Raw genomic sequence first — 15,662 nt, forward strand, 5'->3', positions numbered from 1 at the left:
TCGTCAGATTCAAAATGAGCTTATCGCTCTTTTCAATACCCCGATGAGTTTCACAGCGTTTAACTACGCTGACGAAATTCATCTTTATTGGAGAGTTTGATCCTGGCTCAGGACGAACGCTGGCGGCATGCCTAATACATGCAAGTCGAGCGGACTTGAAGAGAAGCTTGCTTCTCGGATGGTTAGCGGCGGACGGGTGAGTAACACGTAGGCAACCTGCCCTCAAGCTTGGGACAACTACCGGAAACGGTAGCTAATACCGAATACTTGTTTTCTTCGCCTGAAGAGAACTGGAAAGACGGAGCAATCTGTCACTTGGGGATGGGCCTGCGGCGCATTAGCTAGTTGGTGAGGTAACGGCTCACCAAGGCGACGATGCGTAGCCGACCTGAGAGGGTGATCGGCCACACTGGGACTGAGACACGGCCCAGACTCCTACGGGAGGCAGCAGTAGGGAATCTTCCGCAATGGGCGAAAGCCTGACGGAGCAATGCCGCGTGAGTGATGAAGGTTTTCGGATCGTAAAGCTCTGTTGCCAGGGAAGAACGCTTGGGAGAGTAACTGCTCTCAAGGTGACGGTACCTGAGAAGAAAGCCCCGGCTAACTACGTGCCAGCAGCCGCGGTAATACGTAGGGGGCAAGCGTTGTCCGGAATTATTGGGCGTAAAGCGCGCGCAGGCGGTCATGTAAGTCTGGTGTTTAATCCCGGGGCTCAACCCCGGATCGCACTGGAAACTGCGTGACTTGAGTGCGGAAGAGGAGAGTGGAATTCCACGTGTAGCGGTGAAATGCGTAGAGATGTGGAGGAACACCAGTGGCGAAGGCGACTCTCTGGGCTGTAACTGACGCTGAGGCGCGAAAGCGTGGGGAGCAAACAGGATTAGATACCCTGGTAGTCCACGCCGTAAACGATGAATGCTAGGTGTTAGGGGTTTCGATACCCTTGGTGCCGAAGTTAACACATTAAGCATTCCGCCTGGGGAGTACGGTCGCAAGACTGAAACTCAAAGGAATTGACGGGGACCCGCACAAGCAGTGGAGTATGTGGTTTAATTCGAAGCAACGCGAAGAACCTTACCAGGTCTTGACATCCAACTAACGAGGCAGAGATGCGTTAGGTGCCCTTCGGGGAAAGTTGAGACAGGTGGTGCATGGTTGTCGTCAGCTCGTGTCGTGAGATGTTGGGTTAAGTCCCGCAACGAGCGCAACCCTTGATCTTAGTTGCCAGCACTTCGGGTGGGCACTCTAAGGTGACTGCCGGTGACAAACCGGAGGAAGGTGGGGATGACGTCAAATCATCATGCCCCTTATGACCTGGGCTACACACGTACTACAATGGCCGGTACAACGGGCAGTGAAGCCGCGAGGTGGAACCAATCCTAAAAAGCCGGTCTCAGTTCGGATTGCAGGCTGCAACTCGCCTGCATGAAGTCGGAATTGCTAGTAATCGCGGATCAGCATGCCGCGGTGAATACGTTCCCGGGTCTTGTACACACCGCCCGTCACACCACGAGAGTTTATAACACCCGAAGTCGGTGGGGTAACCGCAAGGAGCCAGCCGCCGAAGGTGGGATAGATGATTGGGGTGAAGTCGTAACAAGGTAGCCGTATCGGAAGGTGCGGCTGGATCACCTCCTTTCTATGGAGAATCGTCTTCTGCAACGAAGACATTCAAATATGCAGGTTCAATGGACCTGCAAGCAGTATCAAGTTGCTACTCCATTTGTTCAGTTTTGATGGAATTTGAGGGGCCATAGCTCAGCTGGGAGAGCGCCTGCCTTGCAAGCAGGAGGTCAGCGGTTCGATCCCGCTTGGCTCCACCAAACAATTTCATCTATTTGTTGTGTTCTTTGAAAACTAGATATCGAAACGAAACAAACGCGAATTAGAACATTCCTTTTAGGGATGAATGCTGGATCGGTTCAAGCAACCGAACAACAATCATCCGAGCTGAACTTGTGTCAACAAGTGAAAGTGTATATAAGGTAGTTAAATGCAATTGCGATGGTATCGGATGGGAGCGACTTTTGGCTTTGCGTAAGCAAAACAAGGGAAGCGAGCAAACGAAACCGGAGCAATCTGGTTAAGCTGCTAAGAGCACACGGAGGATGCCTAGGCGCTAGGAGCCGATGAAGGACGTGGCGAACAACGATACTGCCTCGGGGAGCTGTAAGCAAGCTTTGATCCGGGGATGTCCGAATGGGGAAACCCAGCTGGGGTAATATCCAGTTACTCACAACTGAATACATAGGTTGTGCAGAGGCATACCAGGGGAACTGAAACATCTAAGTACCCTGAGGAAGAGAAAACAATAGTGATTCCGTCAGTAGCGGCGAGCGAACGCGGAGAAGCCCAAACCAGAGAGCTTGCTCTTTGGGGTTGTGGGACGTCTCACATGGAGTTACAAAGGAGTCAGTTAAACGAAGAGGTCTGGAAAGGCCCGCCAAAGAAGGTAAAAGCCCTGTAATTGAAAGTTGATTCTCTCCGAGACGGATCCCGAGTAGTGCGGGGCACGTGAAACCCCGTATGAATCCGGCAGGACCATCTGCCAAGGCTAAATACTTCCTAGCGACCGATAGTGAAGCAGTACCGTGAGGGAAAGGTGAAAAGCACCCCGGAAGGGGAGTGAAATAGAACCTGAAACCGTGTGCTTACAAAAAGTCAGAGCCCTATGTTGCGAACTTGTTCGTCAACAGGGTGATGGCGTGCCTTTTGTAGAATGAACCGGCGAGTTACGTTCCCGTGCAAGGTTAAGGTGAAGAGCCGGAGCCGCAGCGAAAGCGAGTCTGAATAGGGCGACATAGTACGTGGACGTAGACCCGAAACCGGGTGATCTACCCCTGTCCAGGGTGAAGGTGCGGTAACACGCACTGGAGGCCCGAACCCACGCACGTTGAAAAGTGCGGGGATGAGGTGGGGGTAGCGGAGAAATTCCAATCGAACTCGGAGATAGCTGGTTCTCCCCGAAATAGCTTTAGGGCTAGCCTCGGAAAACAGAGTCGTGGAGGTAGAGCACTGATTGGGTGCGGGGCCCGCAAGGGTTACCAAGCTCAGTCAAACTCCGAATGCCATAGACTTACTTCCGGGAGTCAGACAGTGAGTGCTAAGATCCATTGTCAAAAGGGAAACAGCCCAGACCATCAGCTAAGGTCCCCAAGTGTGTGTTAAGTGGGAAAGGATGTGGAGTTGCACAGACAACCAGGATGTTGGCTTAGAAGCAGCCATCATTGAAAGAGTGCGTAATAGCTCACTGGTCGAGTGACTCTGCGCCGAAAATGTAACGGGGCTAAACACACCACCGAAGCTATGGCTTGGATCGACTTCACTGCTTCTTTGAGGCGGTGTTTACCACAAGGACATTTTTGTCTAACAAGGTTTGAAATCTTGGAAGACCAAATGTTTCTCAGGGGATAAACACAGGACTTCGAAGCTGGAGTGAAGTCGATCCAGGGGTAGGGGAGCGTTGTATAAGGGTTGAAGGTGTACCGTAAGGAGCGCTGGACATTATACAAGTGAGAATGCCGGTATGAGTAACGAAAAGATCAGTGAGAATCTGATCCGCCGAAAGCCTAAGGGTTCCTGAGGAAGGCTCGTCCGCTCAGGGTAAGTCGGGACCTAAGGCGAGGCCGAAAGGCGTAGTCGAAGGACAACAGGTCGAAATTCCTGTACCACCGTAAATCGTTACGAGCGATGGGGGGACGCAGTAGGGTAGTGACGCAGACTGATGGATGTCTGTCCAAGCAGTAAGGCTGATGTGTAGGCAAATCCGCACATCGTAAGGCTGAGCTGTGATGGGGAGTGAAAATTACAGTAGCGAAGGTCATGATCTCACACTGCCAAGAAAAGCCTCTAGCCAGATGAAGGTGCCCGTACCGCAAACCGACACAGGTAGGCGAGAAGAGAATTCTAAGGCGCGCGGAAGAACTCTCGTTAAGGAACTCGGCAAAATGACCCCGTAACTTCGGGAGAAGGGGTGCCCCGGTAGTGTGAATAGCACGAGGGGGCCGCAGTGAAAAGGCCCAAGCGACTGTTTAGCAAAAACACAGGTCTGTGCGAAGCCGTAAGGCGAAGTATACGGGCTGACGCCTGCCCGGTGCTGGAAGGTTAAGGGGAGTGGTTAGGAGCAATCCGAAGCTGTGAACCGAAGCCCCAGTAAACGGCGGCCGTAACTATAACGGTCCTAAGGTAGCGAAATTCCTTGTCAGGTAAATTCTGACCCGCACGAATGGCGTAACGACTTGGGCGCTGTCTCAACGAGAGATCCGGTGAAATTTTAATACCTGTGAAGATGCAGGTTACCCGCGACAAGACGGAAAGACCCCATGGAGCTTTACTGCAGCTTGATATTGAATTTGGGTACGATCTGTACAGGATAGGTGGGAGCCTTTGAAGCATGAGCGCCAGCTTGTGTGGAGGCACCGTTGGGATACCACCCTGATCGTATCTAGGTTCTAACCTGGTGCCCTAAGCGGGTACGGGGACAGTGTCAGGTGGGCAGTTTGACTGGGGCGGTCGCCTCCTAAAGAGTAACGGAGGCGCCCAAAGGTTCCCTCAGAATGGTTGGAAATCATTCGAAGAGTGCAAAGGCATAAGGGAGCTTGACTGCGAGACCTACAAGTCGAGCAGGGACGAAAGTCGGGCTTAGTGATCCGGTGGTACCGCATGGAAGGGCCATCGCTCAACGGATAAAAGCTACCCTGGGGATAACAGGCTTATCTCCCCCAAGAGTCCACATCGACGGGGAGGTTTGGCACCTCGATGTCGGCTCATCGCATCCTGGGGCTGAAGTAGGTCCCAAGGGTTGGGCTGTTCGCCCATTAAAGCGGTACGCGAGCTGGGTTCAGAACGTCGTGAGACAGTTCGGTCCCTATCTGTCGTGGGCGTAGGAAATTTGAGAGGAGCTGTCCTTAGTACGAGAGGACCGGGATGGACGTACCGCTGGTGTACCAGTTGTTCCGCCAGGAGCACCGCTGGGTAGCTATGTACGGACGGGATAAGCGCTGAAAGCATCTAAGCGTGAAGCCCCCCTCAAGATGAGATTTCCCAGTATGTAAGACCCCTTGAAGACGACGAGGTAGATAGGCTGGGGGTGGAAGTGCAGCAATGCATGGAGCTGACCAGTACTAATCGGTCGAGGGCTTATCCAATAGCAGGTTTTAAGTCGCGTAAGTTTCGTTTCGAATCTAGTTTTCAGAGAACAACACTCTGAATAGTGAAATGAAAATCGGTACATCCCTTAAGGTGTGGTTGGTTTTCAGTTTCAACTGAATGGAAAGAAGTACAACTTCGATCCAACCCTCGTTTGGTGGCGATGGCGGAGGGGTTCCACACGTACCCATCCCGAACACGACCGTTAAGCCCTCTAGCGCCGATGGTACTTGGACCGCAGGGTCCTGGGAGAGTAGGACGCCGCCAAGCAAAGAACCACTGCCGATGATGTTCGGTGGTGGTTTTTATTTTATATATCTTTTTCAGGAGATGCATCATGCATCTCCTGTTTGACTTTATGAGTAACCTCTGACAAACTCAAATGTATGGAGCAGCATCGTATAACCTTTTCACAAGAAATGGGCTTACACTACAAGAGAATGAGGTGCAGGATCATATGGAACTTCGCAAATTAACAACTGACGATTATGAGGCATGTATGGCTCTTTCCGAATATGCTTTCCAGTTCACGATGACAGAGGAACAGCTGGAGAGACGCCGTCAGGAATTTGCTGCACACAATGTACTGGGTGTATATGCAGATGGCCAAGTTGGGGCCAAACTTCAGATTATTCCTTTTCAAACCTATATAAATGGAAGATCGTTTGAGATGGGCGGCATCGCGGGTGTAGCCACTTGGCCGGAATACAGACGAAAGGGCTGGGTAGCAGGACTGCTGCAGTATGCACTGGAAGAGATGAATCGGAATAAGCAGAGTGTGTCCTTCCTGCATCCGTTTGCATTTGCGTTCTATCGGAAGTATGGATGGGAAACCTACGTTGAATATAAGAAATACAAACTGACGACTTCCCAACTGCCAGCTAAAAAACAGACGCCAGGTGTGATTAAACGAAATAATCCCGAGCTTGCTGTATTGAAGCAGGTATACAATGTCTATGCAGCGCGTTACAACGGAACGTTGAATCGTGATGACGCTTGGTGGACGAATTCAGTTTATGTCAAAAAAGGAAGCCAGCGGGCTGTTTACTTTGACGAGACGGGTGTACCACAGGGATATGTACTTTACGAAGTTAAGGAAGGCAAATTTACAATTGGTGAGATGATTCATCTCAACGAAGAGGCGAGACAAGGACTATGGACATTCATATCTAATCATGATTCCATGGTTGATGAAGTGACTTTGCAGGCACCTGCACGGGATATGCTTGCTTTTCAATTGGACAATCCTCGGATCCAGCAGGAGATTGTACCATACTTTATGGCGCGAATCGTAAGTGTGGAGCAGTTCATTTCGCAGTACCCTTTTGCAAGCCAGGACTCACCTGTACAGATTTTGCTTGAGGTTGAGGATGCCTATGCTCCTTGGAATGAAGGGGTATGGGAATTGAATGTGGCAATGAACGGAACAGCTTCGATATGGAAAAAGTCCGGATCAGAGCATGTTGGTCAGGAAGATCAGACGCTTCGCCTGAACATTCAATCGCTCACGGCGGTATTAATGGGATATCGCAGACCGGCAGAGATGGCCCAGATCGGCAGACTGGAAGGACCAGCTGCCGCGGTCCAAGCGCTGGAGAAGGCGGTTCCGGAGCGTGAAACCTATTTGCTTGATTTTTTCTAAGAGGTATATTGTTCAGCCGGATTAGACCGGGCAGATTCAGAGGGTAATCGTAAGACAATCAGACTTCTCCTGACATTTGGGAGAGGTTTTTTTGTGTCAGGCGAATATTTCGTGTAAAATCGTAAAAAATGAATAGTGCCCCCACTTGGCAAACCAGTAAAATATGCTATAATGTATATAAAGTCAAAGAAAGTCAAAGTCAACTGAAGGCTGAATAATAATGATTTCACCTATGACAGGATGTCGCGCTCTCTTACTGCTCTCTAATGAATGAAAAGTATCGTATTTCGGATACAAGTCATTTGGAAGATCAAGGGATATTAAAGGACCTTCGTGCTTCCTTTGTTCTCCTGTTTAGCACCTCAGTCAGCAAGATTCGCTGTTTCTCTGAATGGTTAAATGGGTGGAGAAGGTGTACTCTGTGGGGGCGTGCAGGTCCTTATTGACTTAACGTTTCAGACAGTGGAGGATGATTGGATGCGTAATATCTCTGATATTATCGAACGATATCTGAAGGGTATTTTGCATGAAAGTCCCGAAGGAATGATTGAAATTCAGCGTAATGATCTGGCAGATCAGTTTTCATGTGTACCTTCCCAGATCAATTATGTCATCAGCACCCGTTTTACTCTTGAAAAAGGTTACCTGGTAGAGAGTAAACGCGGCGGCGGTGGATATGTTCGCATACAGCGCATTGAATTGCCTGCCCAATCAGCACTGCATAATCATCTGCATCATAGTATTGGTGAGGAGATTGGACAGACTGCTGCTGAAGGGCTGATCTATCAACTGGAAGAAGCGCGTTTTTTAAGCAAGCGGGAAGCCGGTTTGATGCGTGCAGCTGTGTCGAGAGAGGTTCTAATGGTCAAACTTCCTTACCGGGATCAAATTCGTGCCAGAATGTTGAAGGCGATGCTAATATCTTTGCTCGGTAAATGAAAACTATCGGGATCAAAGGAGGTACATCTATATGCTGTGCCAAGAATGTAATAAACGTCCGGCTACACTGCATTTTACGAAAATTGTAAATGGAGAGAAGACGGAATTCCATATCTGTGAGTCATGTGCCCGTGAGAAGGGCGAGATGATTCCTGGAACAGCAGGAGGATTTTCGATTCACAATCTGTTGTCCGGTCTGCTTGATTTTGATCCGGCAGGCAAAAGTGCAGCACCTGCCAAGGCGCTGCAGTGTGAAGAATGCGGCATGACCTATGCCCAGTTCAGTAAAATCGGCCGTTTTGGCTGCAGTTCCTGTTACAAATATTTTGACAGCCGCCTGGACCCGTTATTCAAACGAGTGCATGGCAGTACATCACATGTAGGTAAAGTTCCTGCCAGAGCAGGTGGACGTATCAAAGTGAAACGGCAGATCGCCGATCTGAAGCAGCATCTGCAGCAGAGCATTGCTCAAGAAGAATTTGAAGAGGCTGCTCAGATACGTGACCAAATCAGGGAACTTGAAAAAGGAATAGCTCAGGAGTAAAGTTTGTCATGAGTAGGAGGGAAGCATAATGCCTAATCTGCGCTTTACAGAGAAGGCGCTCAGTGACTGGATGCGCAGCGATGCGGCTGATTCTGAGATTGTCATCAGCAGCCGTGTCCGGATTGCACGTAATCTTCAGCATATCCCGTTTCCCATGCTGGCTTCGGGTGAGCAATCGGAAGAGGTGCTGAATAAGCTGAGCGAAGTACTTCAGTACGATGACGTACACGCCTTTGGAGATTTTACTACACTCGATCTGACGGATATCGACGAACTCGACAAGCGTGTGCTGGTGGAGAAACATCTGATCAGTCCGAATCTTGCGAATGAATCGAGAAACGGGGCCGTAATCCTCAGTGAAGATGAATCGGTAAGTATTATGATTAATGAAGAGGATCATCTGCGTATCCAGTGCCTCTATCCGGGGTTCCAGGTAAAAGAAGCCTGGGAGAAAGCTTCCGCTATAGATGATGCATTTGAAGCGCACGTGGATTATGCCTTTGATGATCGCAGAGGTTATCTGACCAGCTGCCCAACAAACGTGGGCACAGGTGTAAGAGCATCAGTCATGATGCATCTTCCCGCACTCGTCATGACCCAGCAGATCGGTCGTATTCTCAGCGCTGTATCCCAAGTGGGATTAACGGTGCGTGGGATTTACGGTGAAGGCAGTGAGGCGATGGGCAACCTGTTCCAGATCTCCAACCAGATTACACTTGGACAGACGGAGCAAGAAGTGATCGAAAATCTGCACAGTGTCGTTTTACAGATGATCGGTCATGAACGTACAGCAAGAGAACGGCTGATTACGGATTCCAGATTACGTATTACGGATCGTGTGATGCGTTCATATGGAATTCTATCTCATGCGGCCATTGTCGACACGAAGGAAGCTGCGCAGCGGTTGTCTGATGTACGTCTTGGCGTAGACTTGGGACTGCTGAATGGGCTGTCCATTCCAGTGATGAATGAGCTGAATGTGATGACACAGCCTGGATTTTTGCAAAAAACGTATGGGGATATGCGTACCGATGAGCGTGATATCTATCGGGCTCAGTTAATTCGTGATACGATCAATGCAGCTAAAAGTTCTGGGTAAACTCTACCTAAAATTCAAGAAACTATTTCGGTTTCATGCCGCTTCTGCGGCTTTTATATAATAAGGTCTCCGCTTCTGCTGGAGTACCCATGATTTTATTCGCAGCATGGCTGCCAAAAAAATGATATGAAGAATACGAAGGATGATGAACTCGGGTGAGAGTCCCTTCGTTTTATTCAAAACCATGGAGGTGCAGGAGATATGATGTTTGGAAGATTTACGGAACGGGCCCAAAAGGTGCTCGCACTCGCGCAGGAAGAAGCTGTCCGTCTCGGTCATAATAACATCGGTACGGAGCATATTTTGCTCGGCCTCATTCGTGAAGGCGAAGGCATTGCTGCCAAAGCACTGATCGGCCTGGGACTCGGATTGGAAAAAATTCAGGATGAAGTAGAGACGCTGATTGGTCGCGGCCAAGAGCAGCCTACGAACATTGCATATACGCCGCGTGCGAAAAAAGTAATTGAACTGTCCATGGATGAAGCTCGTAAACTTGGCCACACGTATGTGGGCACAGAGCACATTCTGCTTGGATTGATTCGTGAGGGTGAAGGGGTTGCAGCACGTGTGCTCAACAACCTCGGTATCAGTTTGAACAAGGCACGTCAGCAAGTGCTGCAGCTGCTGGGCAGCAGTGAAGCTGTCTCCAGTCACAACGGCACACCGGCTAACGTAAGCACACCTACACTCGACAGTCTGGCACGCGACCTTACCGCTTACGCCAGAGAGAACAACCTGGACCCGGTTATTGGGCGCAGCAAGGAGATTGAACGTGTCATTCAGGTACTGAGCCGTCGTACCAAAAACAACCCGGTATTGATCGGTGAACCTGGCGTAGGTAAAACCGCTATTGCTGAAGGTCTCGCACAGAAAATCATTGCGAACGAAATTCCAGAAACATTGCGAGACAAACGCGTAATGACGCTGGATATGGGTTCGGTTGTAGCCGGAACCAAATATCGTGGTGAATTCGAAGATCGTTTGAAAAAAATCATGGATGAGATTCGTCAGGCCGGTAACATTGTCCTGTTCATCGATGAGCTGCACACGTTGATTGGCGCAGGCGGAGCTGAAGGTGCAATTGATGCATCAAACATTTTGAAACCAGCTCTGGCTCGTGGCGAACTGCAGTGCATTGGTGCAACGACACTTGATGAGTACCGTAAATACATTGAGAAAGATGCTGCGCTGGAGCGCCGCTTCCAACCGATTACAGTGGATCAGCCTTCACCGGAAGAAGCGATTCAAATTCTGCACGGTCTGCGTGATCGTTATGAAGCCCATCACCGTGTGAAAATTACGGATGAAGCGATTGTGCAGGCAGTCAAATTGTCTGACCGTTATATTACGGACCGTTTCCTGCCAGATAAAGCAATCGACTTGATTGATGAAGCTGGATCAAAAGTAAGGCTGAACTCATACACGATTCCGCCAAACTTGAAACAATTGGAGAGCCGTTTGGAGGATATCCGTAAGGAAAAAGACGCTGCGGTTCAGAGCCAAGAATTCGAAAAGGCAGCTGCGCTTCGTGATACAGAACAAAAGATTCGTGAAGAATTGGATACCACGAAAAATCAATGGAAAGAAAAACAAGGCCGTACCGATTCCGAAGTAACGCCGGAGGATATCGCTCAAGTGGTTGCCAACTGGACAGGAATTCCGGTGAACAAGCTGAAGGAAGAAGAAACGCAGCGTTTGATGACTCTGGAGTCCATTCTGCATGAACGAGTGATCGGTCAGGATGAAGCAGTTAAATCAGTAAGCCGTGCCGTTCGCCGTGCACGTGCCGGACTCAAAGATCCGAAACGTCCGATGGGTTCATTTATCTTCCTCGGTCCTACCGGTGTAGGTAAAACAGAACTCGCTCGGGCACTTGCTGAAGCAATGTTTGGCGACGAGAATGCCGTAATCCGGATTGACATGTCCGAGTACGGAGAGAAACATTCCACAGCACGTCTTGTCGGAGCGCCTCCAGGATATGTGGGATACGAAGAAGGCGGTCAGCTGACAGAGAAAGTTCGTCGCAAACCGTACTCCGTTGTCCTCCTGGACGAAGTGGAGAAAGCTCACCCGGAAGTATTCAACATCCTGCTGCAGGTACTTGAAGATGGTCGTCTGACCGATTCCAAAGGACGTGTGGTTGACTTCCGCAATACACTGATTATCCTGACGTCTAACGTAGGTGCAGAAGCGATCAAACGTAACTCCACCCTTGGTTTCACGGCTGTTGTCGATGCAGGTGCAGATTACGATAACATGAAGGGCAAAGTAATGGATGAGCTGAAGAAAAGCTTCCGTCCTGAGTTCTTGAACCGGATTGACGAAATTATCGTGTTCCACTCCCTCGAACAGAAACATATCGCTGAGATTGTTACACTTATGAGTGAGGAACTGCGGAAACGGCTTAACGAATATGAGGTTGATTTCGAGCTTACGGATAACGCTAAGGCCTTCCTGGCCAAAGCTGGATTTGATCCTGCTTACGGTGCACGTCCGCTTCGTCGGGCAATCCAGAAGCATATCGAAGATAAATTGTCCGAAGAACTGCTGACGGGTAATGTGACCAAAGGCGATTCCCTGCTTATTGACGAAGAGAATGGTGCATTGTCGGTTACCAAGAAAGATGCACCGGTGCCATCGAACGAGGAAATTGAAACGAAATAAATACAGCTTGCGCGGCTGACTACAGCAGACCTGCAGGGTGTATGATAATCCTTCCCGGCTTCGACCGGGGAGGTTTTTTTTGTATATGTCAGATGCCGGATGGATCTGTTCGAGAAATAAATAAGAATGCAGCGATAATTTCAGGAACATGTGTAAAGTTTGCGATAAACCTTTACGAAAAATCTCAAACAATGGTAAACTTTTAGTAACCCTGCATGTCAGGACTGCGAGCAAAATTCGTCGAATAATGCAAAATGCTGTTATAAAATAATATATTTATAGGAGTGCTGAAGTGGCCAAAGTAAAAACCAAGTTTCAATGTACAGAATGCGGCTATGAAGCCCCAAAATGGTACGGGAAGTGCCCTGGTTGTCAGTCCTGGAATTCGATGATAGAAGAAACCGAAACGGTAGTCAAAACACAAGGGAGAAATTCTCCTCTGTTTGACAGTAAAGATAAACCGCTTCCTATCATAGATATAGATAGCGGTCAGGAGCCGCGTGTACAGACTGGAATCGGGGAGCTTAACCGTGTTTTGGGCGGGGGTATCGTACCCGGTTCGCTCGTTCTGGTGGGGGGCGACCCCGGGATCGGAAAGTCAACATTAATGTTACAAACGTCTCATGCACTGACCCACTCGGGGCTGCGTGTGTTATATGTATCCGGGGAGGAATCCGTGAAGCAGACCAAACTGCGTGCAGACCGCCTGGGTGCACTGTCACCTGAGCTGTATGTGCTGTGTGAAACCAATATGGAACGGGTGGAGGAAGCGGTGGATCAGATCCAGCCGAATTTTCTGGTCATCGACTCGATTCAGACCGTATATCTGCCCGAAGTTACCAGTGCACCAGGAAGTGTAGCGCAGGTAAGGGAATGTACGTCCAGATTCATGCGAATTGCCAAAGGGCGAGGCATTGCAACAGTTCTTGTAGGGCATGTTACCAAAGAAGGTGCCATCGCCGGCCCCCGCATGCTGGAACATATGGTGGACTGCGTATTATATTTTGAAGGAGAACGGCATCATACGTATCGTCTCCTCCGTGCCGTGAAGAACCGTTTTGGTTCTACCAACGAAATCGGCATATTTGAAATGGGAGAAGACGGTCTTCGTGAAGTCGGCAATCCCTCAGAGTTATTTTTATCTGAACGTCCGCTCGGAGTAGCGGGATCTACGGTTGTAGCCAGCATGGAGGGGACGCGGCCGATGCTCGTGGAGCTGCAGGCATTGATTTCGACGACGCACTTTCCATCTCCGCGCAGGATGGCAACGGGGATAGATCATCATCGTTTAAATCTGATCATTGCTGTGCTGGAAAAGCGGATGGGCATGTTCCTGCAGACACAGGACGCTTATCTGAACGTGGCTGGTGGGGTAAGGCTGGATGAGCCTGCGGTCGATCTGGCTGTAGCGGTCAGCATTGCCTCCAGCTTGAGGGATGTGCCGACCAAGCCTGATGATGTCATCTTTGGCGAGATTGGCCTGACCGGTGAGGTTCGTGCCGTATCAAGGGCGGAACAGCGTGTAAAAGAAGCCGCAAAGCTGGGCTTCAAAAGGGTTATTTTACCAGAAAAAAGCTTAAAGGGCTGGAAACATCCTCGCGGGATACAACTGATCGGTGTAAATACCGTGGCAGATGCACTAGCGGTTGCTTTAGATTAGGGGGCATAACAAGATGAAGGATTCAAGCCAACTGGACAATATGAATGATTTGTTAAGGCTGATCGCACCGGGTACACCTTTCCGCGAAGGTCTGGAAAATGTGCTGCGTGCCAAGACGGGCGCACTGCTTGTTGTAGGATACAGCCCTGAAGTGATGGAAGTGGTGGATGGGGGATTTTCGATTAACTGTGATTTCTCCCCGAACTATCTGTATGAGCTGGCTAAAATGGACGGTGCGATTATTCTGAGTGAGGATTTGAAGCGGATTTTGTATGCCAACACACAGCTGATCCCGGATTCCTCCATCTCGTCATCCGAGACAGGTATTCGTCACCGGACGGCAGAGCGGGTGGCAAAACAAACCGGCAAGCTGGTGGTATCTATCTCACAGCGCCGGAATATTATTACCCTGTATCAGGGAACACTTCGATACTCGCTTAAAGAAATCGGGGTAATTTTGACCAAAGCGAATCAGGCCATTCAAACGCTCGAAAAGTATAAAGCGGTACTGAAGCAATCCCTTACAAATCTGAGTGCCTCTGAGTTTGAGGAACTGGTGACGATTCCAGAAGTGGTTAACGTCATTCAGCGTACAGAAATGGTGCTGCGGATCAAAACGGAGATTGAACGATATATTGATGAACTGGGTAACGAAGGCAGGCTCATTTCCATGCAGATGGAAGAACTTGTGGGTACAACAGAGGAAGAGGCGTGGCTGCTGTATAAAGACTATGCCCGGGACGACAGTGATGACAAAATCCGCGAAATTATCATGGGCCTGAAAAGATTGTCGGACGATGAGCTTCTTGATGCTCACCATATCGTACGGCTGCTCGGTTACCCTTCATCTGCGGCAACGTCTGAGGATTCGGTTGCACCGCGCGGATATCGGGTATTAAATAAGATCCCACGTCTGCCTAATGTAATTATTCATAATCTTGTGGATCAATTCGAGCAATTACCCCATGTCATCATGGCAACAATTGAAGAACTCGATGAGGTGGATGGCATTGGTGAGGTTCGCGCCCGCACCATCAAGCAGGGACTCAAACGTCTGCAGGAGCAGATGTTTATTGACAGACAGATGTAGGAATCGCCGTTAACGGCTTCTAATGAATGAGGTGAAACAATATGTTAACCAGATTCATTCCAAATCTTTTTACCTTGGGTAATCTGTTTCTTGGCATGCTGGCCATTTTGCTGGCGATTAACGGGAAATACAGTTCAGCCGCAATTCTGGTTATCGTTGCCATGCTGCTGGATGGTCTGGATGGACGGGTGGCAAGAGCGCTTAATGCACAGAGTGAATTCGGCAAGGAACTGGATTCCTTGTCTGATATGATTTCCTTTGGTGCAGCGCCTGCATTAATCATTTTTATGGTGTCATTTCAGGATGCTATGCCGATCTTTGCCTGGATTGCTACGGCGGCCTTTCCGATCTGTGGTGCAATTCGATTAGCGAGATTTAACGTACGTCCGGGTATTCCGGGGTATTTTACAGGCTTGCCCATTCCGGCTGCAGGTGGGGTACTCGCTACACTTTCCTTGTTTCACAAAGATATCGGGCCGATCAGCATGATGATTGCTGCGCTGTTGCTGTCGTATCTGATGGTCAGTTCGCTGAAATATCCCAATTTCAAAAAAGTCGGATTGCCCCGCAAGGCGATCTGGATCGCCCCTTGGGTTGTGCTGCTGGCCGTAGCGCTGGCTGTTCTTTTCCCGGATCAGCTTTCGAAACTGATCTTTATCCCGCTGGTGCTGTACGCCTTATACGGCATGAGATACAGCATGAGAACAGCAGCTTCCCGCAATCGTGCCCAGAAACGCAAGAATAAGAAGTCTTCCCGACCTTCCGACAATTAAAAGCAGCGCATTTCATCATAAGCACGAACATTATTATAAAAAAGCACGTACGTTCCTGAAAGGGAGCGTACGTGCTTTTTGTTTGACTTTGCTGATCTATGCT

General features: G+C 49.4%; 8 protein-coding genes, 1 tRNA gene and 3 rRNA genes. All 12 read left to right on the plus strand.

All coding sequences use genetic code 11. From position 1 onward, the window contains the following. Positions 1–84: 84 nt before the first annotated feature. The 12 genes from ABXS70_RS00005 to pssA all read left to right on the plus strand — a co-directional run bounded on the left by ABXS70_RS00005 (position 85) and on the right by pssA (position 15,559). A 16S ribosomal RNA gene (locus ABXS70_RS00005) occupies positions 85–1,639 on the plus strand. 108 nt (positions 1,640–1,747) lie between these two features. Beyond that, positions 1,748–1,823 (plus strand) — tRNA-Ala (locus ABXS70_RS00010). 258 nt (positions 1,824–2,081) lie between these two features. Further along, positions 2,082–5,147 (plus strand): 23S ribosomal RNA (locus tag ABXS70_RS00015). 154 nt (positions 5,148–5,301) lie between these two features. Then, positions 5,302–5,418, plus strand: a 5S ribosomal RNA gene (gene rrf, locus ABXS70_RS00020). The 16S, 23S and 5S rRNA genes sit together here with 1 tRNA gene alongside, the layout of an rRNA operon. A gap of 187 nt (positions 5,419–5,605) precedes the next feature. Further along, a complete protein-coding gene (locus ABXS70_RS00025) occupies positions 5,606–6,790 on the plus strand; it encodes a GNAT family N-acetyltransferase (RefSeq protein WP_342552985.1) in 1,185 nt (394 codons plus the stop codon). Positions 6,791–7,267: 477 nt separating this feature from the next. Then, the gene (locus ABXS70_RS00030; protein WP_110899255.1) at positions 7,268–7,729 is read left to right on the plus strand and encodes a CtsR family transcriptional regulator; all 462 of its coding nucleotides are present in this window, start codon (positions 7,268–7,270) and stop codon (positions 7,727–7,729) included. A 31-nt stretch (positions 7,730–7,760) separates the two neighbouring features. Then, positions 7,761–8,273 carry a UvrB/UvrC motif-containing protein gene (locus ABXS70_RS00035; RefSeq protein ID WP_342552984.1) on the plus strand — a complete coding sequence of 171 codons (513 nt, stop codon included), beginning with the start codon at positions 7,761–7,763 and terminating at the stop codon, positions 8,271–8,273. Between the two features lie 28 nt (positions 8,274–8,301). Continuing rightward, positions 8,302–9,372 carry a protein arginine kinase gene (locus tag ABXS70_RS00040; protein WP_342552983.1) on the plus strand — a complete coding sequence of 357 codons (1,071 nt, stop codon included), beginning with the start codon at positions 8,302–8,304 and terminating at the stop codon, positions 9,370–9,372. 201 nt (positions 9,373–9,573) lie between these two features. Beyond that, positions 9,574–12,036, plus strand: coding sequence for an ATP-dependent Clp protease ATP-binding subunit (locus ABXS70_RS00045; RefSeq protein ID WP_342552982.1), 2,463 nt, complete (start codon positions 9,574–9,576; stop codon positions 12,034–12,036). 292 nt (positions 12,037–12,328) lie between these two features. Further along, positions 12,329–13,696: a DNA repair protein RadA gene (radA, locus tag ABXS70_RS00050; RefSeq protein ID WP_366293091.1), complete on the plus strand. Its 1,368-nt coding sequence runs from the start codon at positions 12,329–12,331 to the stop codon at positions 13,694–13,696. Between the two features lie 13 nt (positions 13,697–13,709). Continuing rightward, complete coding sequence (gene disA, locus ABXS70_RS00055) at positions 13,710–14,786, plus strand: DNA integrity scanning diadenylate cyclase DisA (protein ID WP_342552981.1); 1,077 nt, start codon at positions 13,710–13,712, stop codon at positions 14,784–14,786. A 41-nt stretch (positions 14,787–14,827) separates the two neighbouring features. Next, complete coding sequence (gene pssA / locus ABXS70_RS00060; RefSeq protein WP_366293094.1) at positions 14,828–15,559, plus strand: CDP-diacylglycerol--serine O-phosphatidyltransferase; 732 nt, start codon at positions 14,828–14,830, stop codon at positions 15,557–15,559. Positions 15,560–15,662: the final 103 nt, after the last annotated feature.

It is taken from the genome of Paenibacillus sp. AN1007 (assembly GCF_040702995.1).
Lineage (GTDB): Bacteria > Bacillota > Bacilli > Paenibacillales > Paenibacillaceae > Paenibacillus.

Bases quoted from the DNA above. Each gene is read 5' to 3' on its own strand.
- ABXS70_RS00025 (WP_342552985.1), top strand. From the start codon at position 5,606: ATGGAACTTCGCAAATTAACAACTGACGATTATGAGGCATGTATGGCT.
- ABXS70_RS00030 (WP_110899255.1), top strand. From the start codon at position 7,268: ATGCGTAATATCTCTGATATTATCGAACGATATCTGAAGGGTATTTTG.
- ABXS70_RS00035 (WP_342552984.1), top strand. From the start codon at position 7,761: ATGCTGTGCCAAGAATGTAATAAACGTCCGGCTACACTGCATTTTACG.
- ABXS70_RS00040 (WP_342552983.1), top strand. From the start codon at position 8,302: ATGCCTAATCTGCGCTTTACAGAGAAGGCGCTCAGTGACTGGATGCGC.
- ABXS70_RS00045 (WP_342552982.1), top strand. From the start codon at position 9,574: ATGATGTTTGGAAGATTTACGGAACGGGCCCAAAAGGTGCTCGCACTC.
- disA (WP_342552981.1), top strand. From the start codon at position 13,710: ATGAAGGATTCAAGCCAACTGGACAATATGAATGATTTGTTAAGGCTG.
- pssA (WP_366293094.1), top strand. From the start codon at position 14,828: ATGTTAACCAGATTCATTCCAAATCTTTTTACCTTGGGTAATCTGTTT.